We start from the raw sequence: 23,176 nt of genomic DNA on the forward strand, positions 1-23,176 counted from the left end.
GGTCGATGTGGCTACGCGGTTGTCCGGGCGGCGGTGCCGGCGTTGACGTCGATGATGCTCCCGGTGATGTGCGGGGTGTCCGGGCCGATCAGGAACATCACCGCTGCGGTGATTTCGTGCGGCTCGAGCAGGGCGATCGGCTGCACGTGGTGCACGCGCAGCGCGGGCTCGACATCGTCCCAGGAGGGGTCGGCGAGGTCGGGTCGCATCGCGCGGTAGAGAGCCTCGTTGTGCACCATCTTCGTGGACGTGTTTCCGGGTGCCACACCGTTGACGGTGATCCCGAACGGCGCCAGATCCTGGGCCGCGGCTTTCACCAGTCCGATCGCGCCCCATTTGGACGCGACGTAGGGAACGGATCCTGGCACGGCGGTCCGCCCTTGATTGGAAGCCGTCACCACGATGCGCCCGTACCCCTGCCTGATCATCTGGGGACTCACCGCGCGCATGCTGTGGAAGACACCGGTGAGGTTGCTTCCGAGCACTTCGTTCCACACGTCGAAGTCGGCGTCCTGGATCGACCCGCCCCCGTAGACCCCGGCGTTGGCGATCAGGACGTCGATGCGCCCGAACGTGTCGAGGACCTTGTCCGTTGCGGAGAGCATCTGCTCACGATCGGCGACATCACACACCAGGCCGAGGGCACGCGTGCCGCACTCGCGGACAAGAGCCTCGGTGTCCCGCAGGTCCGTGTCGCCGGCCTGCGGGTAACCGATGCACGGCACGTCCGCACATCGATCGAGCAGCACGATGTCGGCCCCCTGGCGCGCTGCGGCGACGGCGTGTGAACGCCCTTGGCCGCGCGCACCACCCGTGACCACCACAACCTGACCTTCGAGGTAACCCACTGTCAGCCTTTCACTACGGAGGAATCGACCAGATGACCGAATTGTTCGACGAGCACGCGTCGCAGAAGCTTGCCCCTGCCGCCGGATCCATCGTTGGCGTGCGGCAAGCCGTCCACCACCACGATGTGGTCCGGTCGGGAGGCGGGCGGTAGGGCCGCGGCGAGGCGAGCGGCGATCTCCACCCGGTCGACTTCGCAGCCCGGCTTCGGGGCCAGGACCAGCAGGATCTGCGGATCCGAATCCCGAACGGGCAGCCCGACCGCACCCGCTTCCGCTACCCCGTCGACCCGGGACGCGACATCCTCGATCTGCGCCGGGAGCGTGAGCACACCGCCGCGCTCGACGGCGTCGGTTCGCCGCCCGAGAACCGTGAGGCGTCCGTGCTCGTCCAGCGAACCCACGTCGCCCCCGACGAACCAACCATCCCGGAAGGCCTCGTCCGTGGCGTCGGGCTGTCCGTAGTAGCCGGCGGACACGTGAGGTCCGCTGATCTGGATCTCCCCCACCGTGTCGATCACGGACGCTCCGAGCGAATCGACCACTCGGACTGCGCCCCCGAAGCGCGCCCACCCCACTACTCCGTCCGGGACGCTCCCGTCCTCGCGCCGTCCTATCACGCTGTACGGCGCCTCGGTCTGACCGTAATACCCGTACAGCGCAAGATCCGGCAGACGCCGGGAAATCCGGTCTTGCAATGACGACAACAGTGGCTCTCCACCGAGCATGGCAACACGCAGGGAGCTGAGGTCGACCCCCACATGGTCCTCGGTGGACAACAGCTCCGCGAAGAAGCTCGGAGTGACGCTGATATGGGTGATGCACTCCCGTGGAACCGTTTTCAAGAATTGCTCCGGGCCGAAGTTGTCTTCGAGCACGAGAGTGATTCCGGCCGCCAATGCCGGCGCGGCGACCGCGATGAAACCGACACCCCAGATGATCGGGCCGGTTCCCAGCGCCGCCTGCCTCAGCACAGGGACATCCGCCCACAACCCCTGGGCAATCGCAATTCCCGACGCGTGCGTGTACTGAACCGCCTTCGGCAAACCGGTCGTACCCGAGGTGAAGAACAACGCGAGCAGATCGTCTCCCCCTGCGCCGAGCGGCGGTTCCGCTTGGGAGGCCGCTGCGGTGAGTTGGTCGAGGTCGACGGCATCGTGGCTGCCCGGTGAGCCACCGGTCCGGATCCAGGTCCGGACATGCCGAAGCAGAGGGCGCAGCCGGGCGATGACCCCGTCGAACTTCGCATCGTAGACGAAGGTGGTGGCCTCGATCCGGGTGACGATCTGCTCGAACGTCCCTAGTGTCCAGTACGGATTCAACGCACAGAGAACAGAGCCGACCTTCGTCTGTGCCAGATAGATCTCGGCCACCGAGAGCGTGGAGTCCAGGAGTGTCGCGACACGTTCTCCGGGACGGACGCCCGCCGAGACAAGAGCGTTGGCTGCTCGGTTGACTCGGCCGTCGAGTTCGGCGTACGTCAGCTGCTCTCGTCCGCAGTACGCCAGCGCCGGCAGGTGCGGTGACCGGTTGCGCTGCGCCGAGAGAATCGCATAACCAAAGTTCGAGAAGGGGTTCTGTTCCATCGATCTCACCTCGTCGTCTCGCTCGTGCGTGTTGCGGTCACCGAAGCCGGTTCGCTGCCGGGGTATCCGCCACCCCCGTGCTGTGCGTCCAGGAGGTCGTAGTCGGGCACGAATCCGCGTCTGGGGATTGCTTCGACGAAGATGACTGACTTCGGCTTCTTGTACGACGCGACGCGATCACGCACGTGCGCAATCAGCTCCTGCTCGGATACCGACGCCGACCCGTGCCGCACCACTACCGCGACCACCGACTGGCCCCAGGTATTGTCCGGGCGGCCGATGACGGCCACCGAATCGACATCGGGGTGTCCGAGCAGTGCGCGTTCCACCTCGGCCGGATAGATGTTCTCCCCTCCGGACTTGATCATGCGCAACTTCGGGCCCACGAACGACACAGTGCCGTCGGATTCCCTCCTGCCGAGGTCACCGGTGTGGTACCAACCGTCCCGGAATCGCCTGGCATTCAGTTCAGGACGGTTGAAATACCCGTTGAACAGATGCATCCCGCGAGTGACGATCTCACCGACATCACCGGCCGGCACATCTCGTCCGTCGACATCGACGATTCGCAGCTGCATGAGCGGACTCGACCGTCCATGAGTGCCCAGCCCTCCGATACCGAGAGCGTGATACGTCAGCATGCCTCCGACCTCCGTCTGCCCGTAGCCCGCATTGGACTGGCCCCACGGGCTCCCGTCGGGGGTGATCATGTGATTCCACGTCGAGCCGGCGGGAGCGAAGCGCAGACTCGACAGGTCGTACCGATCGTCCCCGTTCGCCGCGACCAATTGATCGATCATCGCGGGGAAAAGCATCGCGCCCTGGCATCGCTCCCGCTCGATCAGTTCACATGCCCGTCGGGGATCGAACTGGGGAAGCACCACATTGGTCCCGCCGCACACCAGAGTGGCCACCGCGAACATCCAGGTCCCGATGTGGAACAGCGGACCACTGTCGAGGAAGACGAATCCCTCCGTGATCTGGCGTTGGACCGCGACGACCAGAGAGTGGCTGATCAGGGCGCGATGGGAGACGAGTGCACCGTTCGGACGCCCGTCGAAGGCCGCGGTGTACAGCAGGAGGACCGGGTCCTCGGCGACGATCGACTTCGACGACGGTGCCGGAGTGGACGGAAAGGATGCCAGCCACTGCTGGTACTCGTCGCCCTCGTCGTCGCTGCTGCGAAGCCAAGGCGTGCGGCCCTCACCCAGAGTGTCATCGAGGTTTCCGACGACCTTCGGTTCGGAGACGATCAGCTTGGGCTGGAGATCGTCGACGACGAAGCGGAGCTCATCCGGACTCTGCCGCCAGTTCGCCGGGCACAGTACAGCGCCCACTTTGCCGGCCGCAATCAGCAACTCGAAGACACGGTGGGAGTTTGCACCGATCCACAACACTCGATCGCCGGGTACAACCCCCTCGCCCGTCAGTGCGTTCGCCAGCCGGTCCGTCCGCTCGTCCAACTCGGCGTAGGTAATGCGCTCATCACCGTTGACGAGTGCCACCATGTCGCCGCGGCCACGGTGGTTCTCCCGAACGATGTCGGCAAGGGACAGCTCTGAATACACGAGGCGTGCCTTTCACAAGGAGTGGATGGTGCCGGCAACGTCAGCGGAACGCGGGAATGACTTCCTTGGCGAAGAAGGTGATCGCCTTCGCCATCTCCTCGAAGGGCATGTGACGGGTACTGCCGAAGTCACACATGAGATGGTTGAAACCGAACTCCTGCAACATCGCTACCTGACCGATGACCCGCTTGGGATCGCCGATGACTTCGAGTTGCTCCCAGCGGAAATCATTGCCGACCTCGCCACCCTTGAGATAGCGGCCCTCCCAGAATTCGAAGCCCTTCGCAACCTCGCCGGTCTTCGAGTCGATCGGCGCGCTCTTCTCGTTGAAGATCCGTGAGCGATCGAAAGATGCCTCGAAGGCCGCCTGGTCCTTCCTGGCCTGTTCGACCGTCGGCGCGAGCCATACCGACCGCGACACGACGAGGTCGCTTTCCGATGTGTCGTATCCGGATTCCGCGGCAATTCGATGCCACGTCTCGGCCGCGCCGTGGATCTTCTTGAACGGTGCCGCCGGGTCAGCGAGAATAGGCAACCCTCGCCGGGCGTAGCGCTCGACTGTTTCGGGACTCACCGCCGCGACATAGATCGGGGGGTGCGGATCCTGAAGCGGCTTGGGTGTGAGGGAGACTTCGCCGCTGCGGTAGTACTGGCCGTCGTGCGTGTAGGGATCTTTCGTCCACAGTCCCGTGATCGCCTCGAGCCCCTCGTCGAATCGATCGCGAGCCTCCGCGAGACTCATTCCGAAGCCGTCGAACTCGATGCTCTGATATCCCCGGCCGAGACCGAGATCGAGCCGGCCGTTCGACAGCAGATCCAACTGCGCAGCCTGCTCCGCAACATGGATCGGATTGTGCAGGGGCAGGACCACGACGCCGGTGCCGAGCCGGAGGTTCTCCGTTCGAGCAGCGAGATATCCCAGCATGGTGAAGATACTGGGTACCGTTCCGTAGTCTCGGAAGTGGTGTTCGGACACCCAGAGCCCGTCGAAACCGAGCTCTTCGAGCAGGTCTGCCACGCGGAGGTTGTAGTCGTACACCTCCTTGATGCTGTTCCTCTGATCGGGGCGGTGGAACAGCAGGAACGCCGAGAACTTCATCGGTCGGTGCTCGAGAGGAGCATTCATGGTGGACAACCTTTCTTGCGCCGGCCGGCGCGGTTTCGCCGGAGAGTAGGCGCTCGACAATTCATGAGGGCAGGAACAGTGCGACGACTATCGATCGATCACCCGCGCGCCGAACTCTTCGATCGACTTCAGCAACGAGTCCCGGTCCGCGCCCGAGAACGGAACCGAAAGCCAGTCGACGCCGGCCTCGGCATAAGTTCCGACCTCCTGGCCCAACTGGTCGAACGTGTCGAGGTCCGGGCTGTCGGTCATACGCATCCCGAACGGCACGAAGCACACGTCCGGGCGATCCCTTCCCACCTCGCGCGCACTGGACCGGAGGTACTGAATGCGGCCGGCCAGGTCGTCGATCGTCTCGAGTCCCGGTGTTCTGGTGAGCTTCGCTGCTGCGGCCGGTTGCGGCATGGGCATCCACCCCTGTCCGAATTCGACGACTCGGCGAATCGCGCGTTTACTGTTCCCGCCGAACCAGATCGGGGGATGCGGGGATTGCAGGGGCGCGGGCCGCATCGTGTGCTCGACCACCGAGTAGGGAGGATCTTCGACGGTGACCGACTCCCCCGACCACGCCATCTTCATCAGTCGCAGCGCCTGATCGGTGCGCTCGCCTCGATCGTCGTAGTCCAGGCCCAACGCTGCGAACTCGGATCTGAGATATCCCACCGCTGTTCCGAAGATGACCCGACCCCCGGACAATACATCGAGACTCGCCACTGCCCGTGCCGTCAGGAACGGATTGTGATACGGAAGCACGAACACATTCGTCAGGAGCCGGACCCGGGTGGTGCGGGCGGCCGCAAAGGAGAGTGCGACCATCGGATCGAGAGCCTGATGACCTCCCCTGGACAACCATTTGTCCTGCGGGAAAGGATGATCGGTGACGGACACCGCATCGAATCCCGCCTCCTCCGCGGCGAGAGCCACATCGGCGACGGCATCGGCTGTGAGGAACTCCGAGGGCCTGTCGACCTGATCGGTCGGCAGACCGAGTACATACCGCATCAGATCCTTCTTTCATGTACCGCAGCGCAGGGGGACGACCTACTTCGGGGCGAGAACTGATCCCGGGAACGGCGCCAGCAACGTCTCACGCCAGGGTCCGTCCAGGTACTGGCGTGCACTCTTGCGCCATTCGACCAGCCTGGGATCCGCGGCGGCTTCCGCGTCGAGCCCCACCGCGGCGTCGTAGGCGCGCTGTGTCTCGAGATGACTGTCGATGTCCGTTCCCCAGAAGGTGACCACCTCGGTGTCGGAGAGCATGACCTCGTACAGCCCGACGAGCCGATGGCCGTGGTCGGCAAGGATCGGTGCCCTCTCCTCGCGCACGGCAGCGAGGTAGTCCTGCGCTGCACCGGGGCGGACCTGGGCGATCTCGTGCAGGAAGAACGGTGCCGTGTACTTTTCCGTTCGCAACTCCTGCAGATCAGGAGTCCCTCGCACCGCACCCATGGGGCGCGAGAAGGCCTTGTGCCGAAGGTCGTCGATATTGGACAGGAAGAGTTCCGGCTTCACACCGTTGTAGATCTCCAACTGCTGACGCCAACCGCCGTCCCACCCGCCGTGGCAGTCCCACAAGGTGACAGCTTTGAACTGTTCGTGACCGGTGATTCCGATCGCGTAGAACGCGCCGATCAGGTCGATCGCGCGCGACCGGACCGACTGCCCTTGCGTCAGCTCCGCGTCGGAGTTGGTGCGCTGTTCGTCTTCCCTCTTGTAGTCGACCAACCACTGGAGATACTCCCGCGGATTCGTCGAATTCATCGGGTGGAAGTAGACCTCTTCGAGGAGGTAGATGCCGCGTGCCACTCTTCGTCCCTTCATCGAAAACAAGCAACCGCTTGCTCAATTTCTAATGTACGAGTTCACCCAGTTCGGGTCAATGCCGCCAACGAGCCTTTGACAGCCCCCGAAGTCGACTCTAGCCTTGCATGAAAACCAAGCGCTAGTTCAAACGGAGTCTAACGTGACGATCAGCGAAACGGGAAGCACCTTCACGAACCACCGAGGAAAACACTGTGCGTGACAAGACTGCCATCGTCGGCGTCGGACGGACGCCATACTTCAAGAACTCCGGCGTGAGCACACTGGAACTGGCGCTTCGGGCCATCACGGCGGCACTCGACGATGCCGGCCTCGGACTCGACGACGTCGACGGCTTGATCACGCACAGCGTGGGCGACGCCGTTCCGGCATCCGCGGTAGCCCACAGCCTCGGTGTCGACGACCCCCACGTCCTCCTCGACCTCGTCGGCGGTGGCAGCATGTCGGCCGCCGCGGTCGGCGCCGCCGCCATGGCAGTGGCAAGCGGCCAGGCCGACGTCGTGGTGGTCTGGCGTGCACTGAACGCCCGCTCCGAATTCCGGATGGGCGGCACCGGACGCTCGGCGCCCACGTTGGTCGAATTCCAGTACCAGGTCCCGTACGGCCTGCTCGCGCCACCGCAACAGTTCGCGCTCGTGGCGCGGGCATACCTTGCGAGATCGGGTGCAACCTCCGAGGACCTGGGTCGCGTCGCGGTCAACCAGAGGTCGCACGCGATGCGCAATCCCCTGGCGATGATGACGACACCATTGACCATGGACCAATATCTGAATTCACCACTGGTCAGCGATCCGCTGCGTTTGTTCGATTGCTGCCTCGAAACGGACACCGCAATTGCCGTCGTCGTCACTTCAGCGGCGCGGGCACGCGATCTCCGCCGGTCACCCGTGCTCGTCAGCGCTGCTTCGACCGGGGGTGGCCATAGTTTCTTCTCGGGCAGGCGAACCGACTATTCGACGAGCGCAGCCCGCGAGATGGCGCCACGGCTCTACGCGAGCGCGGGTATCGGCCCGAAGGAGATCGACGTCGCCGAACTGTACGACGCCTTCACCCCGCTGGTGCTGATGCAGCTCGAGGACTATGAGCTTGCGCCGCGCAACGAGGCAGCCGCGTTCGTCGCCGCCGGCGAGACGACCTTCGGCGGAAGCCTTCCCGTCAACACGCACGGAGGACACTTGTCCGAGGGTTACGCACACGGTCTCAATCACGTCGCAGAAGCCGTACTGCAACTGCGCGGAGAGGCTGGGCCACGCCAGGTCGAACACGCTCGAACGGCACTGTGCACCGGCCAGCCGGGATACGTCTCCGGCGTCACGTCCGCCTTGATCCTCCGGGGTGCCCGATGAACAACTCATACGGCGATCGCGACTCGACGGCCTGGTGGCAGGGGCTGGAGCAACGGAAACTGCAGGTCCAACGGTGCGAGTGCGGAGAACTCCGGTGGGCGCCCAGGGCGATGTGCAACGCGTGTGGCTCTTTCGACTGGGAGTGGTTCACGACGGACGGCACGGGGACGGTGGTGACCTGGACCGCCACGCACCGGGCCTTCTCCCCCGGGTCCGACGTGCCGTTCGTGGTTGTTCTCGTTCGACTCGACGCGGGCGAGAACCTGCTCGTGCCCGGCGGCTGGGGCGGAGATCGGCACGGTTCCGACCTGACCGTCGGCCAGCAGGTGGTCGCCGAGTTCACCACCTCCGCCCCGGGGCACGGCGATCCGACCGCGCTGATTCGCTGGACACGGAGAAACCAAGCAAACTAGCGCTTGGGTGAAAACAATGCATACTGTACCTATGGCACCGAAATCCCGAACCACCATGTCTGAACCCGCGACGCGCCCGCGACGCGGCACCCGGCGGCGGACGGAGCAGGGAGAAGCCAGCTCCCAGCGGCGCCAGGCGTTGCTGGACATCGCGGCCGACCTCTTCGCCGAGCAGGGCTTTCGCTCGACAACCGTGCGCCAGATCGGTGACGCGGCCGGGGTTCTTTCGGGAAGCCTGTACCACCATTTCGAGTCCAAAGAGGCGATCGTCGACGAGATCCTGTCCGAGTACTTCACCAGTCTCATGGCGACGTACGAGGAGATCGTCGACAAGGATGCGGAACCTGCGGTCGCGCTCCGTCATCTCGTAAAGGCGGCGTTCAACTCACTGGACGAGCACCGGGCCGCCATCACGGTGATCCAGAACGAGCGCGGCTACCTCAATCAGTTCCCACGATTCGCCTACGTCGCGGAGTCCGAGGCCGAAGTGCGACGGATCTGGACCAAGGTTCTCGACGACGGTGTGGCGTCCGGGATCTTCCGAGAGGACCTCGATACCGCCATCACTTACCGCTTCCTGCGCGATTCGCTGTGGGTCGCCGTCCGGTGGTTCACCCCCTCCGGCCGCCTGTCCGCGGACGAGTTGGCAGACCAGTACACAAAGTTGGTGATGAGCGGCCTCGAGAAGCCGAGCCCCTGGGCGAATCCTGATCGGCCACTGTTCTCGGGCTGACAAAGCGAAATACGATGCCGCGTGTCCGATGCTGCGGCCGACCAACCGAAGGTCGCCACTCCAGCCGAGTGGCGACCTTCGGCGTTTCCGCAGGGCCCACCGAGGACTTCCCCTTGAAGCTACCGATGTGAGAGGCTAGCGTCTTAACCAAGCGATTGCTTGTTTACGAAGGGAATGCCGTCTCATGAACGAAATCCCCGAGTGGGGAACCGTCCCGCGGATGCTTCGCCACCGCGCGAACAACCATCCGCAGAGCATTGCCGTCCTCGACGGCGACACCACTCTCACCCTCGCCGACATTCGAGCTCAGGCGTCGAAGGTCGCGCGATCCCTCATCTCACGAGGAATCGGCGCCGGCGATCCGGTCGCGGTCTGGGCCCCGAACTGCTGGCAGTGGGTCATCACCGCCTTCGGGATCTGGGACTGCGGCGCCGTCGTCGTTCCTCTCAGCACCCGGGGAAAGGGGATCGAGACCGCAGAAGTCCTTCGTCGGACGGGATGTCGGGCACTTGTCGCCATCGACGATTTTCTCGGCACCTCGTATATCGATCAACTCGCCACTGCCGCCGGCGGCCCCAGCTCCGACCTACCTTTCGCCAATCTCCCTGACGTGCACACCCTCGTCCTACTGGGCGGCAGCAAGCCTCTTCCCGGGACTTTCACATGGGATGCGTTCCTCGATCTGCACGACACGGTAACCCTCGAAGCGGCGGAGAGACGTGCACTGGCCGTCGAGCCGACCGACATCTTCGAAATTCTCATGACGTCCGGCACGACCGGCCAGCCGAAGGGCGTCATGCTCAACGGCGGTCAGATACTGCGTGCCTACTGGGACTGGGCGGAAGTCTGTGGGCTGGGCGAAGGGGACCGACTGCCGGTGGTCAGCCCCTTCGCACACGGCTTCGGAATCAATGCCGGGATGATCGCGTGCGTCGAACGTCTGGCGACGATGGTGCCTGTCGCCGTCTTCGATCCAGATCGCGCGCTCGACATGGTGGAGGAACTCGGTCTGACGACACTCGCCGGGCCGCCGAACCTCTTCAGTCGAATCCTCTCGGATCCCGAACTTGCCCAGAGGAACACGTCTTCGCTCCGCTGGGCGATCGTCGGTGCTGCCAGCGTTCCGGACGAACTCGTGGTCGCCCTCCAACAGCAACTCGGCTTCGAGCGAATCACCAACGCGTACGGCTTGATCGAGGGCTCGGTGGTGACGATGACCCGCCCGGGTGACCCGACAGCCGTGGTTGCGGGTTCGGCCGGTCGCGTTGTACCCGGGATGGAGATACAACTCGTCGACGCGGACGGCCAGCCGGCGTCCGTCGGCGAGCAGGGTGAAATCCACATCCGCGGCTACGGCGTGATGCAAGGGTATTGGGATGCACCGCAGCTCACCGCAGACGCCTTCGCGCCGGATGGCTGGCTCCGCACCGGGGATGTCGGTTCACTCGACAGTGATGGCAACCTACGCATCGTCGGGCGCACGAAGGAAATGCTGATCGTCGGCGGCTTCAACGCCTACCCAGCGGAGATCGAGAGCCTCCTCCTGCACAACCCCAAGCTCGCACAGGCCGCAGTACTCGGCGTACCGGACGACGCTCTCGGCGAGGTGGTGTGGGCATTCGTCGTACCGAATGCGGGCGAAAATCCGACCGAGGAGGAGATCGTCGCGTGGGCGCGCGCGAACATGTCGAATTACAAGGCCCCGCGCCGTGTCTTCGTTCTGGATGCACTCCCGGTGACAGCCAACGGCAAGATCGCCAAGGCGTCACTGCGGGAGCGTGTCGGTCAGCTGAGAACCTCGGCCTGAACCACGAGCACACGCCCTTCCACCGGTACCAACGCAACGAGGAGCCCAAGTGGAGTTCGATGACTACCGCCAGGTCGAGAACCTGATCTACCGGTATCCCTACCTACTCGACGCCGGTCGGCTTCCCGAGATGGGAGAACTGTTCGCGCACGCCGACATCTATGTCGACGGCAGTCTCGCCGTTCGACACGATGCGAGTGCAGTCGCCGCCCTCTGGGCACGCTACGTCCGGATCTTTCCGAACGGCACTCCGAGGACGCATCATGTCGCCACGAACGTCATCATCGAGGACGACGGCCCGGATGCGATTCGCGCGCATTCCTACGTACTCGTCGTCCAGAATCCGCCGGGCGTGCCCCTCAATCCCATCACTGCCGGCGACTATCTGGACCGGTTCGTCAAGGTGGGTGGCGTCTGGCGCTTCAGCGAACGTCGCGTCGGGAACGACCTGTTCGGCGACATGTCGCACCATCTCCGCGAGCCGATGAACGTTCGCGACGAGATTCGCCCCCAGCGGTGGGAGGACGTGTGATGCACGCGGGTGTCCAGATGTTTCCGTCTGCCGACTCGATCACCCCGGCCGATCTCGCGCTCAACGCCGAGCGGTGCGGGTTCGAGTCGGTGTTCTTCCCCGACCACACGCACGTGCCTCTGGGGGATGGACCACCAGGGTACTCCGGGCACGACGTCCCGGAGTTCTATCGAACCACGATGGATCCCATCGTGGCCATGACGGCGGCGGCCACGGCGTCGACCCGCATCAGGATCGGCACGGCCGTGTGCCTGGTAGCCCAACGCGATCCGATCATCCTCGCCAAGCAGATTGCGTCGATCGACCAATTGTCGGCCGGCCGGGTGATCCTGGGTGTGGGCGCCGGCTGGAATGACGAAGAGATGCGTAATCACGGCACCGAACCGTCGACCAGATTCGGCGTTCTCCGTGAGCGGGTCGAGGCCATGAGTGCGATCTGGCAGCAGAAGGAAGCGTCGTACGAGGGAAAGCACGTCACATTCGATCGAATGTGGTCGTGGCCGAAACCTGTTCAGGTGCCACGGCCGCCCGTTCTCGTCGGGGGCGGCGGGCCGAAAGTCCTCGACCGCGTTCTCTCGTACGGTGACGGGTGGATGCCCTTTCGGGAGGGAACCGATCAGGTGAGCGATGCACTCACCGGTGCGGTCGAAGAGTTCGAGCACGAACTCACACGACGGGTGGCCCGACTTCGGCGCCTCGCGGAAGTCGTGGGTCGTGACCGCCCGTCGGTCACGTTGTTCAACGCCTGTCCGCACAGGGCCGCGCTCGACAGATACCGAGAGATGGAAATCGACCGAGTCGTGTTCTGGCTGCCCAGTCTCGGTACCGACGATACCGTCGACACCCTGCACCGCCTCGACGCGTTGTTCCGGTAGTCGAGCCTCACGTCAACGGGAAATGGCAGAACACGGATCTCCCGTTGCCCACATCGGTGAGCATCGGCTCCACCTCCGCGCAGAACGAGGTGGCACGCGGACACCGCGTACGAAATCGGCAACCGCTGGGAGGAGAGACCACGGACGGAATCTCTCCGCGAGGCGGAGCCGATGCACGGGTGGCGTCGGGGTCGGGAAGCGGAAGTGCGTCGAGGAGCATCTGGGTGTAATGGTGCTTCGGATCGTCGAATACATCAGCGACCGATCCGATCTCACACACCTTGCCGAGATACATGACCATCACGCGGTCACTGATTACCCGCACGACACTGAGATCGTGCGAGACAAAGACCAGCGTGAGTCCGTACTGATCTTTGAGATCCTCCAGAAGGTTGACGATCTGCGCCTGGACCGAGACGTCCAGCGCCGAGACGGGTTCGTCGCAGATGATCATATCGGGCTCGAGTGCGAGGGCGCGCGCGATGCTGATGCGCTGGCACTGTCCACCGGAGAACTCGCTCGGCAGCCGGTCACCCGTCAGATCCGGATCGAGACCGACCGCTTCCATCGCTCGGCGTACGCGGTCACGTACGTCGGCGACTCCCCATATTGTGAGCCCCTCTGCGACGATGTCACGGACCTTGCGCCGCGGGTTGAGTGAGGCGATCGGATCCTGCAGGATCACCTGCAAGCGCCGGCGGACAGACCTCATCTCCTTGTCCGACAACGCAACGAGGTCGCGCCCGTCGAACCGCACGGATCCCCGCGTCGGCCTCGGCAACTGGAGGATTGCCCGCGCGGTCGTCGATTTCCCGCATCCCGACTCCCCGACGATGCCGAGTGTCTCACCCCGGCGAACGTCGAAGCTGACGCCGGCCACCGCACGCGTGACAGAGTTTCGTCCGGTCGGAAAGTCGACCTCGAGCCCATCGACTTCGAGAAGGATATCCCGCTCGGCGGGTCCGGGAACGTCTGTCGTGGTCATTGCGCAGTTCCTTCCTTGGTACGCACTGCTGCCGCGTTCGGGTTGTGACATGCCAGGAGATGCGCATCGGCGATCTCGCGGTAGTCCGGCGGCATCGAGCACTCGCCGACAGCGTGCTCGCAGCGGGGCGCGAACCGGCACCCCGCGGGAGGGTTCACCATGTCGGGTGGCCGCCCGGCAATGGAGTGCAAGCGTGTGTGCGGGGCCGCACCGACCTGCGGAGTCGAGCGCAGCAACGCACCCGAATAGCGGTGTCCCATGTTCCGGAAGAAGGTCCCGGTCGGTGCTGATTCGACGAATCTGCCCGCGTACATGACGGCGACCCGATCCGTATGCTGTGCAACTACGCCCACGTCATGGGTTATCAGGAGCATCCCCATCTGCCGGTCGCGCTGAATCGCGGACAGCAAGTCGAGAATCTGACGCTGCACTGTGACATCGAGTGCCGTGGTCGGTTCGTCGGCGATGAGCAGGTCCGGCTCGCAGCTGATGGCAATGGCAATCATGACACGTTGACGCATCCCGCCCGATAGCTCGTGTGGATACTGCTCGAGGCGTTGACGCGGATCCGAGATGCCGACCTGGGCGAGCAGGTCGGCAGCATTCGCTCGCGCCTGCCGTTTCGTGCGGCCCAGGTGGTACCGCTGGGGATCGGCGATCTGGGCACCGATCTTGCGCACCGGGTTCAGTGCGGTCATCGGGTCCTGGAAGATCATGCTGATCCTGGGTCCCCAGAGATGCTGCTTCTCTTCCGGAGTCATCGTCGCGATGTCTCTACCGTCGAAACCAACGTGCGATTCGGACGCTACCGACGCGTTCGCCGGAAGCAGGTTCATGATGGTTCGAACGAGTACCGACTTCCCCGAACCGGATTCGCCCACAATACCGAGGGACATACCCCGTTCCACACTGAACGAGACGCCGTCCACGGCGCACAGAGAGCCCCGTGGTGTGTCGAAGCGAGTCGTCAGATCGCGCACTTCCAGCAACGGTATTTCGTGCATACCGGTCTCCGTGGTCGTCGAAGGAGGTCTCACAATTTTCTCGAACGCGGATCCCACCGCCGCTGCGCCCAGTCCCCGATCCTGTTGAGCGACAGCACCGTCAGGAACAGCACGATGCCAGGCGCGAACACCAGGTGTGGGTGCTTCTCGAGGTCGTTCTGGCCGGAGGCGATCATGTTTCCCCACGTCGGTTCGGGTCGCTGAATGCTCAATCCGAGGAAGCTCAGAGATGCCTCTGCCACGATCAGAACCGCGACGACCACAAACGCGTAGGACAGGGCAGACGCCGCGACGTTCGGCGCGAGCTCGCGCACGAGAATTCTCGAGTTTCGCGCACCGAGCGCTCGTGCGGCCAGCACGAAGTTTCGTTGAGAGTAGGTCATCGCGTTCGCCCGCGTCAGTCGAAAAAACACCGGAATTGCCAGGACGCCGAGGACGAGGGTGACGTTCTTCAAGTCCGGCCGAACCACCGACGAGAGGGCGAGAAGGAGGATGAGTGGGGGAAAAGCGAGCAGGGCATCGTTCAGAAAGTTCAGTGCCGCGTCCACTTTGCCGCGTCTGTAACCCGCGATCAAGCCGAGAACGCCACCTATCGCTACTCCGATGAGCACTGCCCCGAATCCCACGACCAGAGAGGTGCGTGCCCCGAACACAATCCCGCTCAGGATGTCCAGCCCTTGGCGGTCGGTGCCGAGCGGATGCGCCGACAGGACGCTGGGCGGCTGGAGAATGGGAGCGTCCAGCGTGAGAGAGGGGTTTCGCCCTTCACGGAGCGGCAGCACTCCGGCGCAGAGGGCAGCGACGGCTTCCACCGTCAGCCACGCGACGCTGAGCCACAGGCCGACGTCGCGTATCCACAGCCGGAGCTTCCGCCGCCGCGATCGGCGGCCGGTTGGCGTCGGGGGATTCGCAGGCGTGACTTCGGACAGAATGCCGACTCGAATCGGCTCTTCGATGCGTTCAGACACGGACATGGCGGGTCCTCGGGTCGAGATACAGGTAGGAGATGTCGACCAGCGCATTGACGAGTACGTACAGCGCGGCGACTACGAGAACGGCAGCCTGCAACACCATGAACTCCTTCTTGGCCACGCTGTCTACGATCAAGGTGCCCATGCCCGGCAGTCGGAAGATCGTCTCGACGATCACCGTGCCACCCAGAAGCCTGCCGAAACTGATCCCGGCCACGGTGACGAGCGAGAAGGTGGATGGACGCAGCGCCTCTTTGATCAAGATGTGCCGGAGGGGCATTCCCCGCGCGCGTGCGGACAGGACGAAGTCGTCGTTCAGCGTGGTCGCCATGTCACTGCGCAGCAGGCGCGTGAGTTGGGCGCCTTCCGCCACGCCGAGCACGAGGACGGGCAGCAGGACGGTGCGGAGATTCTCGGCAAGCCCGGTGTCCCCGATTCGGGCGAACCCCTGCCGAGGAAAGTCCGGCAAGATGACAGCGAGCGCAATCCCCGCTACCGCGACACCGAGGGCGAAGAGCCGGATAGTCCGACGTGAGTTGGCGGTCACGCGTGCACCCCGACTACCGAGAGTCGCGCCGACGAGGACGAGCACCGCGACCGAACACGCCGCGAGTAGGGCAACTTTCACCCACTCCGGGCGGAAGACGGCGAAGTAGATCATGATCAGTGCGAGCAGGAAGCTCGGCAGCGAGATCACAGCGAAGGACACACCCGATGCCACGCGATCGAAGACCTGCCCGTAGCGATACGCGGACCAGGTACCGACCGGCACCGCGATCGCGAGGGCGAGAAGAACCGAGAGAACCGCGATTTCCAGCGTGACCGGAAGACGGGACGCTATCAGCGTCGCGACGTCCTGGACCGGTGGAACGAGCGTCCGGCCCAGGTCGCCGTGCAGTAGTCCGCCCAGCCAATCGAAGTAGCGCGCGAACCACGAACGATCCAGCCCGAGGCTTTCTCGCACTGCCGCGTATTGCTCGGGCGTGGCCTCGGCGCCCACCACGGCGACGGCAGGGTCGCCTGGAACGAGCTCGGTCAGGATTGCGGTGCCCACGCTCACGAGGATCAGGACAGGAACGATTCTCAGGAGCACACTTGCAACTCTGTGGATCATGTCGACACTCCTCTCGCCGCCGGTGCCTACGACCCTGTGACGAACGCCTTGTCGAACCGCAGGACGCTGCCACGGGTCAGCAGCAGTCCGCCGATACGGTTCGAGTGAATGTTGTCTTCCTCGTACGCTGCGAAGTTCGCGATGACGGGAGAGTCATTGAGGATATCTTGCATTCGCGCCGTGATCCGCTGTTGCTCTTCGACGGTGCCCGCAGACCTCAGGTCCGCCAACGCTGCATCCATGCGGCTGTCCGCGTACCCGTAGTAGTTGGATTTGCTCTGACTGTTGAGCTGTCGGTTCATCAGGGCCCAGAGCCCTTCATTGGTGTAGTTGGGACCCCAGAGGACCAGGTCGTAGTCGCGATCGGACGCGACCCTGCCGAGCACCTCCGCCAGCGACATGTCATTGGTCAGCTCGACGGTGAGCCCGACGTTCTCGAGGAGTGCCTTGACCGCGATCGCCTCGTTGACCCGGATCGGACTGTTGTCAGCCAGCAGACGGATCGTACCGTTCCACCCTGAACTCTTGACTTCCGCGACGAGCCGCTTTGCCGCCTCGGGGTCGTACGAGGGCCCCTCCTGCCCAGAGTACAACCCCGGCGTCGATTGCTGAATGAGGGCCGAGGTGGCGAGGGCCGTACCGTTGAAGACTCGCGCGTTGATGGCGTCCGGATCGACTGCGGCCGCAATCGCTTTGCGCAGCCGGACATCTGCTGTCGGCCGCCCCGACGCCGCGTTCATGACGATGCCCTCGCCGTAGTTGTAGAGCGTGGGAAGAGTCTGAAACCCTTCGTCCCGCGCCTCCGCGATCGCGGGGGGTTCACGAAGTAGCGCAGTGTCCAACTCGCCCGTCCGCAACGCGTCCATCGTGGCATCCGCGCCCGAGATGCTGATGAACCGCAGCGACTGAACGCAGACCGGTCCACCCCAGTAGTCGTTCTTGGCGGCCATGACGATTTCCTCGCCCGGCGCGTACCTCACGAGCTCGTACGGTCCGACCCCGGCGCCGCGCGGATTCAGCGCGAACTGGTCCGGTCCCATCGAGTCCACGATGCGCGGATTGGTCACCATTCCGATGTCTGTCGCCAGCACATGGGGGAAACTCGGATACGGGCCGTCGAGAGTGAAGCGGACGCTGACCGGGTCGAGTACGTCCATGGAGGCAATGGTCAGCGCCTCGCCGCGTGAAACCTGCGTATTGGCCGGGGACTGGTGGCGCTCAATGCTTCGCTTGACGTCGTCGGCGGTCAGCGGATCCCCGTTGCCGAACTTCACACCGTCCCGCAGGGTCATCGTCCACACCGTGTGGTCGGCATTCGGTTCGAGGGACCGGGCAACCTGGGGTTCGTACTGCTGGGTGACGGTGTTGTACGTCATCAGGGTGTCGAAAAGTGCCTGGACCTCCGTCCCTCCACTGCCGGCGGCCCCTGGTTGTCCGACGGGATCGAGTCCACGGGGCGACAGCAACGTGCCGTGCGTGATCGACCCGCCGACTCGGTCACTCGTGCACGTCCCACTCGCCGCTGCGGTGCTGTCGCCAGTGGAACCGCTGCAGCTCACCGACATCAACAGCATCAACGCTGATGCCGCGATGGCTGGATTTCGCAGTCTCATGCAAGGACTCCTCGAAGTTGTGGAGATGCCGGAAACCGGCATGGGAAGGCAGGTTACTGGTCACGGTCGCGAGACACGCCGGCAGCCTGAACGAAATTCGGCCCACTCGAAATTTCCGTCGGACCGATACGGGCAGAACAGAAGTCGTACTTGGACGCAAACGGCGACTACTTGGCGGACATTCCCGCGTCGACCGGCAGAGCGACGCCGGTGACATATCGTGCCTCGTCCGAGGCAAGCCACAGCACCGCGTTGGAGATGTCCGTCGCGTCCAGCCACGGAATCGGCATCATCAGAGTCGACATGAACGCGGCGCGGACGTCGTCCTTCGTGGGGTGTTCCTTGTCGGGGGAAAACACCTTGAACGTCGTGTCGTTGATGATCATCTTGGTGTCGACATTGCCGGGATGCACGGAGTTGACCCGAATGTTGTGCTCGGCGAGTTCCATCGCCAGCGAACGCGCGAGACCGACTACGCCGTGCTTCGACGCCGCGTAGCTGCCGTAGTGCGGCACACCCTTGAGGCCCGCGGCGGAACTGGTGACGATGATCGAGCCGCCGTCGCCCTGCCGGAGAAGGTGCGGAACAGTCGCTTTGACCGCATGGAAGACCCCGGTGAGGTTGACGTCGATCGTGTTCTGCCACAGCGCTTCACTCATCTCCCACACCCTCGTGGGAGTGCCGAAGATTCCTGCATTGGCCACGACAACGTCCAACCGACCGAGGTCGGCAACGCCACTTCGGACCGCGTCCTCCAGGGCGTCCTGATTGCGGACATCGACCTTCCGTGCAACGATCCGCCGACCCGCCTTCTCCACCAGGGCGACTGTTTCGTCGAGATCCTCGGCCGAGGCACCCTCGTACGGGACGGTCGCCACGTCCTGGACGATGTCGACGGCGATGATGTCGGCGCCCTCCTCCGCCAAACGCAACGCGTGCGAGCGGCCCTGACCGCGCGCCGCCCCGGTGATGAACGCAACTTTCCCCGCTACTCGTCCCATGGCGGTTGCCTCCTTCTCACGTGTCGCCGGCCCAACCAGACTGACCGAGTGCGTTCTCTCACGGCGTGCCCAGCCATCCGCCGAGGTACGGCAACGGTCCATCACGGCAGGCTATCCAAAACCAAGCATGCGCTTGCTACAGGGCATTCTTATGAGGTGCGTCACAGCTGTCAAGCCCAATGGAAAATCGACAGGCCCTTGCAGCTCGAGAATGACCGCTCGCACTACCAAGCATGCGCTTGCTTTATTGCTGCTACTGTATGCCGCAGATCACAGCGCGCGCCGCTCTCGAGCACCCCGCGCGATCGTTCCGACCATACGTCGACGTCAGGAGAGAGACATGGACTTGAAGCTTGGCCTCAAAGCATCTGCAGAGCAGTTCGGCCCCCGTGAGCTCGTCGAGATCGGTGTTGCCGCCGAGGAGCACGGCTTCGACAGCGTCACGGTCTCGGACCATTTCCAACCATGGCGTCACACGGGCGGGCATGCCCCGTTCTCGATCGCATGGATGACTGCGGTGGGCGAACGAACGAAGCGAGTGCAGCTGGGCACATCCGTTCTCACTCCCACGTTCCGGTACAACCCCGCAGTCATCGCGCAGGCATTCGCGACGATGGGCTGCCTCTACCCGGACCGGATCATGCTCGGTGTGGGGACTGGCGAGGCGCTCAACGAGATCGCTACGGGATTCCACGGCGAGTGGCCTGAATTCAAGGAACGGTTCGGCAGGCTCCGCGAGTCGGTGAACCTGATGCGCGCCCTCTGGAGTGGGGAGCGTGTCGATTTCGACGGCGAGTACTACCACGCCAAGGGCGCGTCGATCTACGACGTTCCCAAACATGGAATTCCTGTCTACATCGCTGCCGGCGGTCCGATGGTGGCGCGCTATGCCGGTCGGGCCGGCGACGGATTCATCTGCACCTCGGGCAAGGGAATGGACCTGTACACGGAGAAACTCCTACCCGCAGTTGCCGAAGGCGCACAGAAGGTGGACCGCGATTCGACGTCGATCGATCGAATGATCGAGATCAAGCTGTCGTATGACACGGATCCGACCAGCGCGCGCGAAAATACCCGCTTCTGGGCACCGTTGTCGCTGACTCCGGAACAGAAGCACAGCATCGACGATCCGATCGAGATGGAAGCAGCAGCAGATGCCCTCCCCATCGAACAGGTCACCAAGCGCTGGATCGTCGCCTCGGATCCGGACGATGCAGTCGATCAGATCCGGCAGTATCTCGACGCAGGGCTGAATCACCTTGTGTTCCACGCGCCTGGGCACGATCAGCGGCGCTTTCTGAACCTCTTCGAACGTGACCTGGCACCGCGCCTCCGAGCGCTGGCATGAGGAAGGGATATTCCCCACCGGAAGGACGGCGATGACGACTCGGACCCACCCGGTCGAAACTCTGCAACGGGCCTTCCTGGGGCACGGGTGAAGCAACTTCGGCCAACCATGCGGGGCTGCGCCGCGAGGCTGCTCGGCGCCCACACGCTGCGCGGCGAAATCGATCTGGTCACCGACTTCAACAGTGCGTATAGATCGAGGTCGTCTGCCGACTGTTCGGTGTGCGCGTCGACATTCCACTGTTCAAGGCATGGACATTGAGCCTTGCCCGCCTCTCGCACAACGCTATCGGACCGCACGAGGAGGAGATAGACGAAGCACTCCACACCCTCGACACCACGCTGGCCGATGCTGCACAGCATCTGCCGTTCGGGCGCGGACACCGACTCTGCCTCGGCCATGGCCTTGCACGCACCGAGATGACCGAGGCCCTGCAGGTATTGGCGACTTCGTTCCCGGACGCACACCTCGCCGAGTCACCGACCTACTCGGGATCCGCTGCAGCGACCCGAGGGCCCGAAAGGATTCAGCTCCGGTTGAAGTGACCCTCCTCGACCGGGAGTATCGCTTCGGCTGGTGGAAACCCCGGCAGTGCGGACCAGAAGCCTTCGAAATCGAGAGTCGATCGACATCGGTCCTCCGGCCCGCACCACGCGGGTGCCAGTTACCCGATACTGAACGGTTGCCCCCACAGAGTGACCGTGCTCTTGACGCTCTCCGTCTCGACCTCGACCTTCACGTACGACCGCGCCTGGGCGTAGCCGGCGCAGCCGCTGACACCGAGGGTCGAATCGGACCACGCGACCGAACCTGCTTCGCCCTGGAAATAGTGAGCGCCCCAGTGGATCTCCGATCCGTACGCGTCGGCCATCTCGATGTCGAGGACGGCGGTGTCGACGGCTTGGCCTGGACCAAGTGTGACACCACCGTTCGCGCCGCCGGAGGCCGGAATCGACGCAGTTCCGGTTGCAAGTTGGCTGGGAGTCACGGAGGCCCCCGCGTTGCCGCCCACGCCGGCACCGAAGTCGACCTGGCAGGCCAAGATGTACCCGGGATAGATATAGGCCGTCTTCGCAGGATTGCCTTGAAGGTTGACGGACGCCTTGCCCGACACCCAGACGTTTCGATGCAACGGGGTCGAGCCCAGCGACGGCGAAATGTTCGCACTCTCGCCGGTGAGGTTCACCGTCACGACGGTGCCGTCGGCCAGCGTCTGTGTGGTCGAGCCACCGGGCAGGGGAACGAACGTATCAGCCTGCGCTGCACCGACGGAGAAGAAGCCCATGGTCGCGGCTGCCGCGGCGCCGACCGCGGCCAAGCGCACGCCGTTCTTACGGTTGTTGATCATTGTTCCCTCTCAGGGATGTGAAACCTCGCACGCGCGAGAATGAACAGGAAAGATACCGCGGTTTTCAGCCGATGCCGAACGGGGCTCCGTACAGAACGGTCTTCGAGTAGTCGTTGCCCACGATCTCCATGACCGTGTACGAACGCGCTTGCGCGAAACCGCCACAGTTCTGGACCTGGAGTTCGGCGTCGTGGTACTGCAACGTGTACACACCGTCCTTCGGGATGTCCTTTGCCGTTACCGGAACGTACTTTACTTCGCCGGAGTTCAGCGGAATTGTGAGACCAGCCGATGTCGACAGCGAATCCATTCCCAGACTGAACGATGGGGTGGCCGACAGACCTGTGACGTCCACCTGACACCCCACGATATAGCCGGTCGACACTCTCGAAACTCCGTGTGTAGTCGATCCGTTCGTTCCGTTGTATGTTCCAGCCGTGTTCGGAGTTCCGTTTGCACTGGGAACCTCGGCAACTTCCTTCAAGCCCGTGACATCCACGGTCACAGTTCCCGATACCCAGGCCGTGCGGCCTGCACCATTGGCCGCCAGTGACGGCGACACCAACGCACTCTCCGCCGTCCGCGTCACCGTCGCGTTCGGACCAGCCTTGGATCCGTCAGGAAGTGGAATGAAGGTGTCGGCACTCGCCACGCCATTGGCGATCGCGCAGAGGGCCACCGCCGCCGCGGCACCCAGTCCTGCGATGCGGGCGTTTCGACGAAAGCCCGTCTTGTGTTCGGTGGTGCTCACTTGATTCTCCTTCTGAGGTCGGGAGGCTCCGTATGAAGGGCTGACGGAGTTCCCGGAACGTGTTGATCCCTCGGACTGTGCCGCCGGTCACAAGACCGTAAACTAGACAGCAAGTCTTGGCAAGAGTCGCGTAGTCTATTGAATCATCAACGCATCTCTCGAAACCTGAATGCCATTTCGGTTTGCCAGATTTCGAACCCTCTACCGAGGAGAAAGCATGTGGATCAGTTGACACAAACAATCGATCCATACTATGTTCTTCGGGACGTGAGCCCATTTCCATCGCGACTACCGGAGATACCGAAGGCGGAATGCGAACTACGATGTCGACCGGGCGACTCGACAGGAGTGATGCGAGTCGCCGAGGATCGTGCTGACGGGCACGATTG

The 23,176-nt window shown here is 63.7% G+C and carries 23 protein-coding genes; 8 read left to right on the forward strand and 15 right to left on the reverse strand.

Annotated features, from left to right (window positions below; genetic code table 11):
* Positions 1 to 11: 11 nt before the first annotated feature.
* The 6 genes from I1A62_RS24770 to I1A62_RS24795 form a co-directional block, all read right to left on the reverse strand.
* Positions 12 to 848 (reverse strand): SDR family NAD(P)-dependent oxidoreductase, encoded by an 837-nt coding sequence (locus I1A62_RS24770; protein ID WP_219460623.1) that lies wholly within the window; start codon positions 846 to 848, stop codon positions 12 to 14.
* Positions 849 to 850: 2 nt separating this feature from the next.
* The gene (locus I1A62_RS24775; RefSeq protein WP_219460624.1) at positions 851 to 2,431 is read right to left on the reverse strand and encodes a class I adenylate-forming enzyme family protein; all 1,581 of its coding nucleotides are present in this window, start codon (positions 2,429 to 2,431) and stop codon (positions 851 to 853) included.
* A 5-nt stretch (positions 2,432 to 2,436) separates the two neighbouring features.
* On the reverse strand, positions 2,437 to 3,999 hold the full coding sequence (locus I1A62_RS24780; RefSeq protein WP_219460626.1) for an AMP-binding protein: 1,563 nt from the start codon (positions 3,997 to 3,999) through the stop codon (positions 2,437 to 2,439).
* A gap of 40 nt (positions 4,000 to 4,039) precedes the next feature.
* Entirely contained in the window at positions 4,040 to 5,125 is a 1,086-nt protein-coding gene (locus I1A62_RS24785; protein WP_219460627.1) for an LLM class flavin-dependent oxidoreductase, read from the reverse strand.
* An 87-nt stretch (positions 5,126 to 5,212) separates the two neighbouring features.
* Positions 5,213 to 6,127 carry an LLM class F420-dependent oxidoreductase gene (locus I1A62_RS24790; protein WP_219460629.1) on the reverse strand — a complete coding sequence of 305 codons (915 nt, stop codon included), beginning with the start codon at positions 6,125 to 6,127 and terminating at the stop codon, positions 5,213 to 5,215.
* Positions 6,128 to 6,166: 39 nt separating this feature from the next.
* The gene (locus I1A62_RS24795; RefSeq protein ID WP_219460630.1) at positions 6,167 to 6,931 is read right to left on the reverse strand and encodes a hypothetical protein; all 765 of its coding nucleotides are present in this window, start codon (positions 6,929 to 6,931) and stop codon (positions 6,167 to 6,169) included.
* A gap of 209 nt (positions 6,932 to 7,140) precedes the next feature.
* On the opposite strand from I1A62_RS24795, the gene I1A62_RS24800 reads away from it, so the two are divergent.
* The 6 genes from I1A62_RS24800 (at position 7,141) to I1A62_RS24825 (ending at position 12,652) form a co-directional block, all read left to right on the forward strand.
* A complete protein-coding gene (locus I1A62_RS24800) occupies positions 7,141 to 8,292 on the forward strand; it encodes an acetyl-CoA acetyltransferase (RefSeq protein ID WP_219460632.1) in 1,152 nt (383 codons plus the stop codon).
* Positions 8,289 to 8,705: a Zn-ribbon domain-containing OB-fold protein gene (locus I1A62_RS24805; RefSeq protein ID WP_219460634.1), complete on the forward strand. Its 417-nt coding sequence runs from the start codon at positions 8,289 to 8,291 to the stop codon at positions 8,703 to 8,705. The genes I1A62_RS24800 and I1A62_RS24805 overlap by 4 nt, the downstream gene beginning before the upstream one ends.
* A gap of 55 nt (positions 8,706 to 8,760) precedes the next feature.
* Entirely contained in the window at positions 8,761 to 9,438 is a 678-nt protein-coding gene (locus I1A62_RS24810) for a TetR/AcrR family transcriptional regulator (protein ID WP_219460636.1), read from the forward strand.
* Between the two features lie 184 nt (positions 9,439 to 9,622).
* Positions 9,623 to 11,245: an AMP-binding protein gene (locus I1A62_RS24815; RefSeq protein ID WP_219460637.1), complete on the forward strand. Its 1,623-nt coding sequence runs from the start codon at positions 9,623 to 9,625 to the stop codon at positions 11,243 to 11,245.
* 49 nt (positions 11,246 to 11,294) lie between these two features.
* Positions 11,295 to 11,777 (forward strand): nuclear transport factor 2 family protein, encoded by a 483-nt coding sequence (locus I1A62_RS24820; protein WP_219460639.1) that lies wholly within the window; start codon positions 11,295 to 11,297, stop codon positions 11,775 to 11,777.
* Between the two features lie 17 nt (positions 11,778 to 11,794).
* Complete coding sequence (locus I1A62_RS24825; protein WP_219460641.1) at positions 11,795 to 12,652, forward strand: LLM class F420-dependent oxidoreductase; 858 nt, start codon at positions 11,795 to 11,797, stop codon at positions 12,650 to 12,652.
* Positions 12,653 to 12,659: 7 nt separating this feature from the next.
* Here the strand turns inward: I1A62_RS24825 and I1A62_RS24830 are convergent, their stop codons facing one another.
* From I1A62_RS24830 to I1A62_RS24855, 7 genes are all read right to left on the reverse strand, one after another.
* The gene (locus I1A62_RS24830) at positions 12,660 to 13,637 is read right to left on the reverse strand and encodes an ABC transporter ATP-binding protein (RefSeq protein WP_219460643.1); all 978 of its coding nucleotides are present in this window, start codon (positions 13,635 to 13,637) and stop codon (positions 12,660 to 12,662) included.
* On the reverse strand, positions 13,634 to 14,641 hold the full coding sequence (locus I1A62_RS24835; RefSeq protein ID WP_219460645.1) for an ABC transporter ATP-binding protein: 1,008 nt from the start codon (positions 14,639 to 14,641) through the stop codon (positions 13,634 to 13,636). Before I1A62_RS24835 ends, I1A62_RS24830 begins: the two co-directional genes overlap by 4 nt.
* A 29-nt stretch (positions 14,642 to 14,670) precedes the next feature.
* Entirely contained in the window at positions 14,671 to 15,615 is a 945-nt protein-coding gene (locus I1A62_RS24840) for an ABC transporter permease (protein ID WP_219460647.1), read from the reverse strand.
* Complete coding sequence (locus tag I1A62_RS24845; protein ID WP_219460652.1) at positions 15,602 to 16,726, reverse strand: ABC transporter permease; 1,125 nt, start codon at positions 16,724 to 16,726, stop codon at positions 15,602 to 15,604. The genes I1A62_RS24840 and I1A62_RS24845 overlap by 14 nt, the downstream gene beginning before the upstream one ends.
* Positions 16,727 to 16,752: 26 nt before the next feature.
* Positions 16,753 to 18,300, reverse strand: a complete 1,548-nt coding sequence (locus tag I1A62_RS24850) for an ABC transporter substrate-binding protein (protein WP_308340781.1) — start codon at positions 18,298 to 18,300, stop codon at positions 16,753 to 16,755.
* Positions 18,224 to 18,403 (reverse strand): hypothetical protein, encoded by a 180-nt coding sequence (locus tag I1A62_RS46500; RefSeq protein WP_257891005.1) that lies wholly within the window; start codon positions 18,401 to 18,403, stop codon positions 18,224 to 18,226. Before I1A62_RS46500 ends, I1A62_RS24850 begins: the two co-directional genes overlap by 77 nt.
* Positions 18,404 to 18,506: 103 nt before the next feature.
* Positions 18,507 to 19,340, reverse strand: a complete 834-nt coding sequence (locus I1A62_RS24855) for a mycofactocin-coupled SDR family oxidoreductase (protein ID WP_219460658.1) — start codon at positions 19,338 to 19,340, stop codon at positions 18,507 to 18,509.
* Positions 19,341 to 19,680: 340 nt separating this feature from the next.
* On the opposite strand from I1A62_RS24855, the gene fgd reads away from it, so the two are divergent.
* Positions 19,681 to 20,688, forward strand: a complete 1,008-nt coding sequence (gene fgd, locus I1A62_RS24860) for a glucose-6-phosphate dehydrogenase (coenzyme-F420) (RefSeq protein ID WP_219461407.1) — start codon at positions 19,681 to 19,683, stop codon at positions 20,686 to 20,688.
* Between the two features lie 221 nt (positions 20,689 to 20,909).
* A complete protein-coding gene (locus I1A62_RS24865) occupies positions 20,910 to 21,233 on the forward strand; it encodes a cytochrome P450 (RefSeq protein ID WP_219460660.1) in 324 nt (107 codons plus the stop codon).
* A 119-nt stretch (positions 21,234 to 21,352) separates the two neighbouring features.
* Here the strand turns inward: I1A62_RS24865 and I1A62_RS24870 are convergent, their stop codons facing one another.
* Both I1A62_RS24870 and I1A62_RS24875 read right to left on the reverse strand, forming a co-directional pair.
* Entirely contained in the window at positions 21,353 to 22,036 is a 684-nt protein-coding gene (locus I1A62_RS24870) for an MspA family porin (RefSeq protein WP_219460663.1), read from the reverse strand.
* A 64-nt stretch (positions 22,037 to 22,100) separates the two neighbouring features.
* A complete protein-coding gene (locus tag I1A62_RS24875; RefSeq protein WP_219460665.1) occupies positions 22,101 to 22,787 on the reverse strand; it encodes an MspA family porin in 687 nt (228 codons plus the stop codon).
* Positions 22,788 to 23,176 lie beyond the last annotated feature (389 nt).

The sequence above is a fragment of the Rhodococcus sp. USK10 genome, assembly GCF_019378875.1.
GTDB classification, from domain to species: domain Bacteria; phylum Actinomycetota; class Actinomycetes; order Mycobacteriales; family Mycobacteriaceae; genus Rhodococcus_F; species Rhodococcus_F pseudokoreensis.

Coding starts and splice junctions, on each gene's coding strand:
- I1A62_RS24775 (WP_219460624.1), bottom strand. CDS start 2,431: ATGGAACAGAACCCCTTCTCGAACTTTGGTTATGCGATTCTCTCGGCG.
- I1A62_RS24785 (WP_219460627.1), bottom strand. CDS start 5,125: ATGAATGCTCCTCTCGAGCACCGACCGATGAAGTTCTCGGCGTTCCTG.
- I1A62_RS24790 (WP_219460629.1), bottom strand. CDS start 6,127: ATGCGGTATGTACTCGGTCTGCCGACCGATCAGGTCGACAGGCCCTCG.
- I1A62_RS24805 (WP_219460634.1), top strand. CDS start 8,289: ATGAACAACTCATACGGCGATCGCGACTCGACGGCCTGGTGGCAGGGG.
- I1A62_RS24810 (WP_219460636.1), top strand. CDS start 8,761: ATGTCTGAACCCGCGACGCGCCCGCGACGCGGCACCCGGCGGCGGACG.
- I1A62_RS24815 (WP_219460637.1), top strand. CDS start 9,623: ATGAACGAAATCCCCGAGTGGGGAACCGTCCCGCGGATGCTTCGCCAC.
- I1A62_RS24825 (WP_219460641.1), top strand. CDS start 11,795: ATGTTTCCGTCTGCCGACTCGATCACCCCGGCCGATCTCGCGCTCAAC.
- I1A62_RS24830 (WP_219460643.1), bottom strand. CDS start 13,637: ATGACCACGACAGACGTTCCCGGACCCGCCGAGCGGGATATCCTTCTC.
- I1A62_RS24835 (WP_219460645.1), bottom strand. CDS start 14,641: ATGCACGAAATACCGTTGCTGGAAGTGCGCGATCTGACGACTCGCTTC.
- I1A62_RS24840 (WP_219460647.1), bottom strand. CDS start 15,615: ATGTCCGTGTCTGAACGCATCGAAGAGCCGATTCGAGTCGGCATTCTG.
- I1A62_RS24845 (WP_219460652.1), bottom strand. CDS start 16,726: ATGATCCACAGAGTTGCAAGTGTGCTCCTGAGAATCGTTCCTGTCCTG.
- I1A62_RS24850 (WP_308340781.1), bottom strand. CDS start 18,300: ATGCTGTTGATGTCGGTGAGCTGCAGCGGTTCCACTGGCGACAGCACC.
- I1A62_RS24855 (WP_219460658.1), bottom strand. CDS start 19,340: ATGGGACGAGTAGCGGGGAAAGTTGCGTTCATCACCGGGGCGGCGCGC.
- fgd (WP_219461407.1), top strand. CDS start 19,681: ATGGACTTGAAGCTTGGCCTCAAAGCATCTGCAGAGCAGTTCGGCCCC.
- I1A62_RS24870 (WP_219460663.1), bottom strand. CDS start 22,036: ATGATCAACAACCGTAAGAACGGCGTGCGCTTGGCCGCGGTCGGCGCC.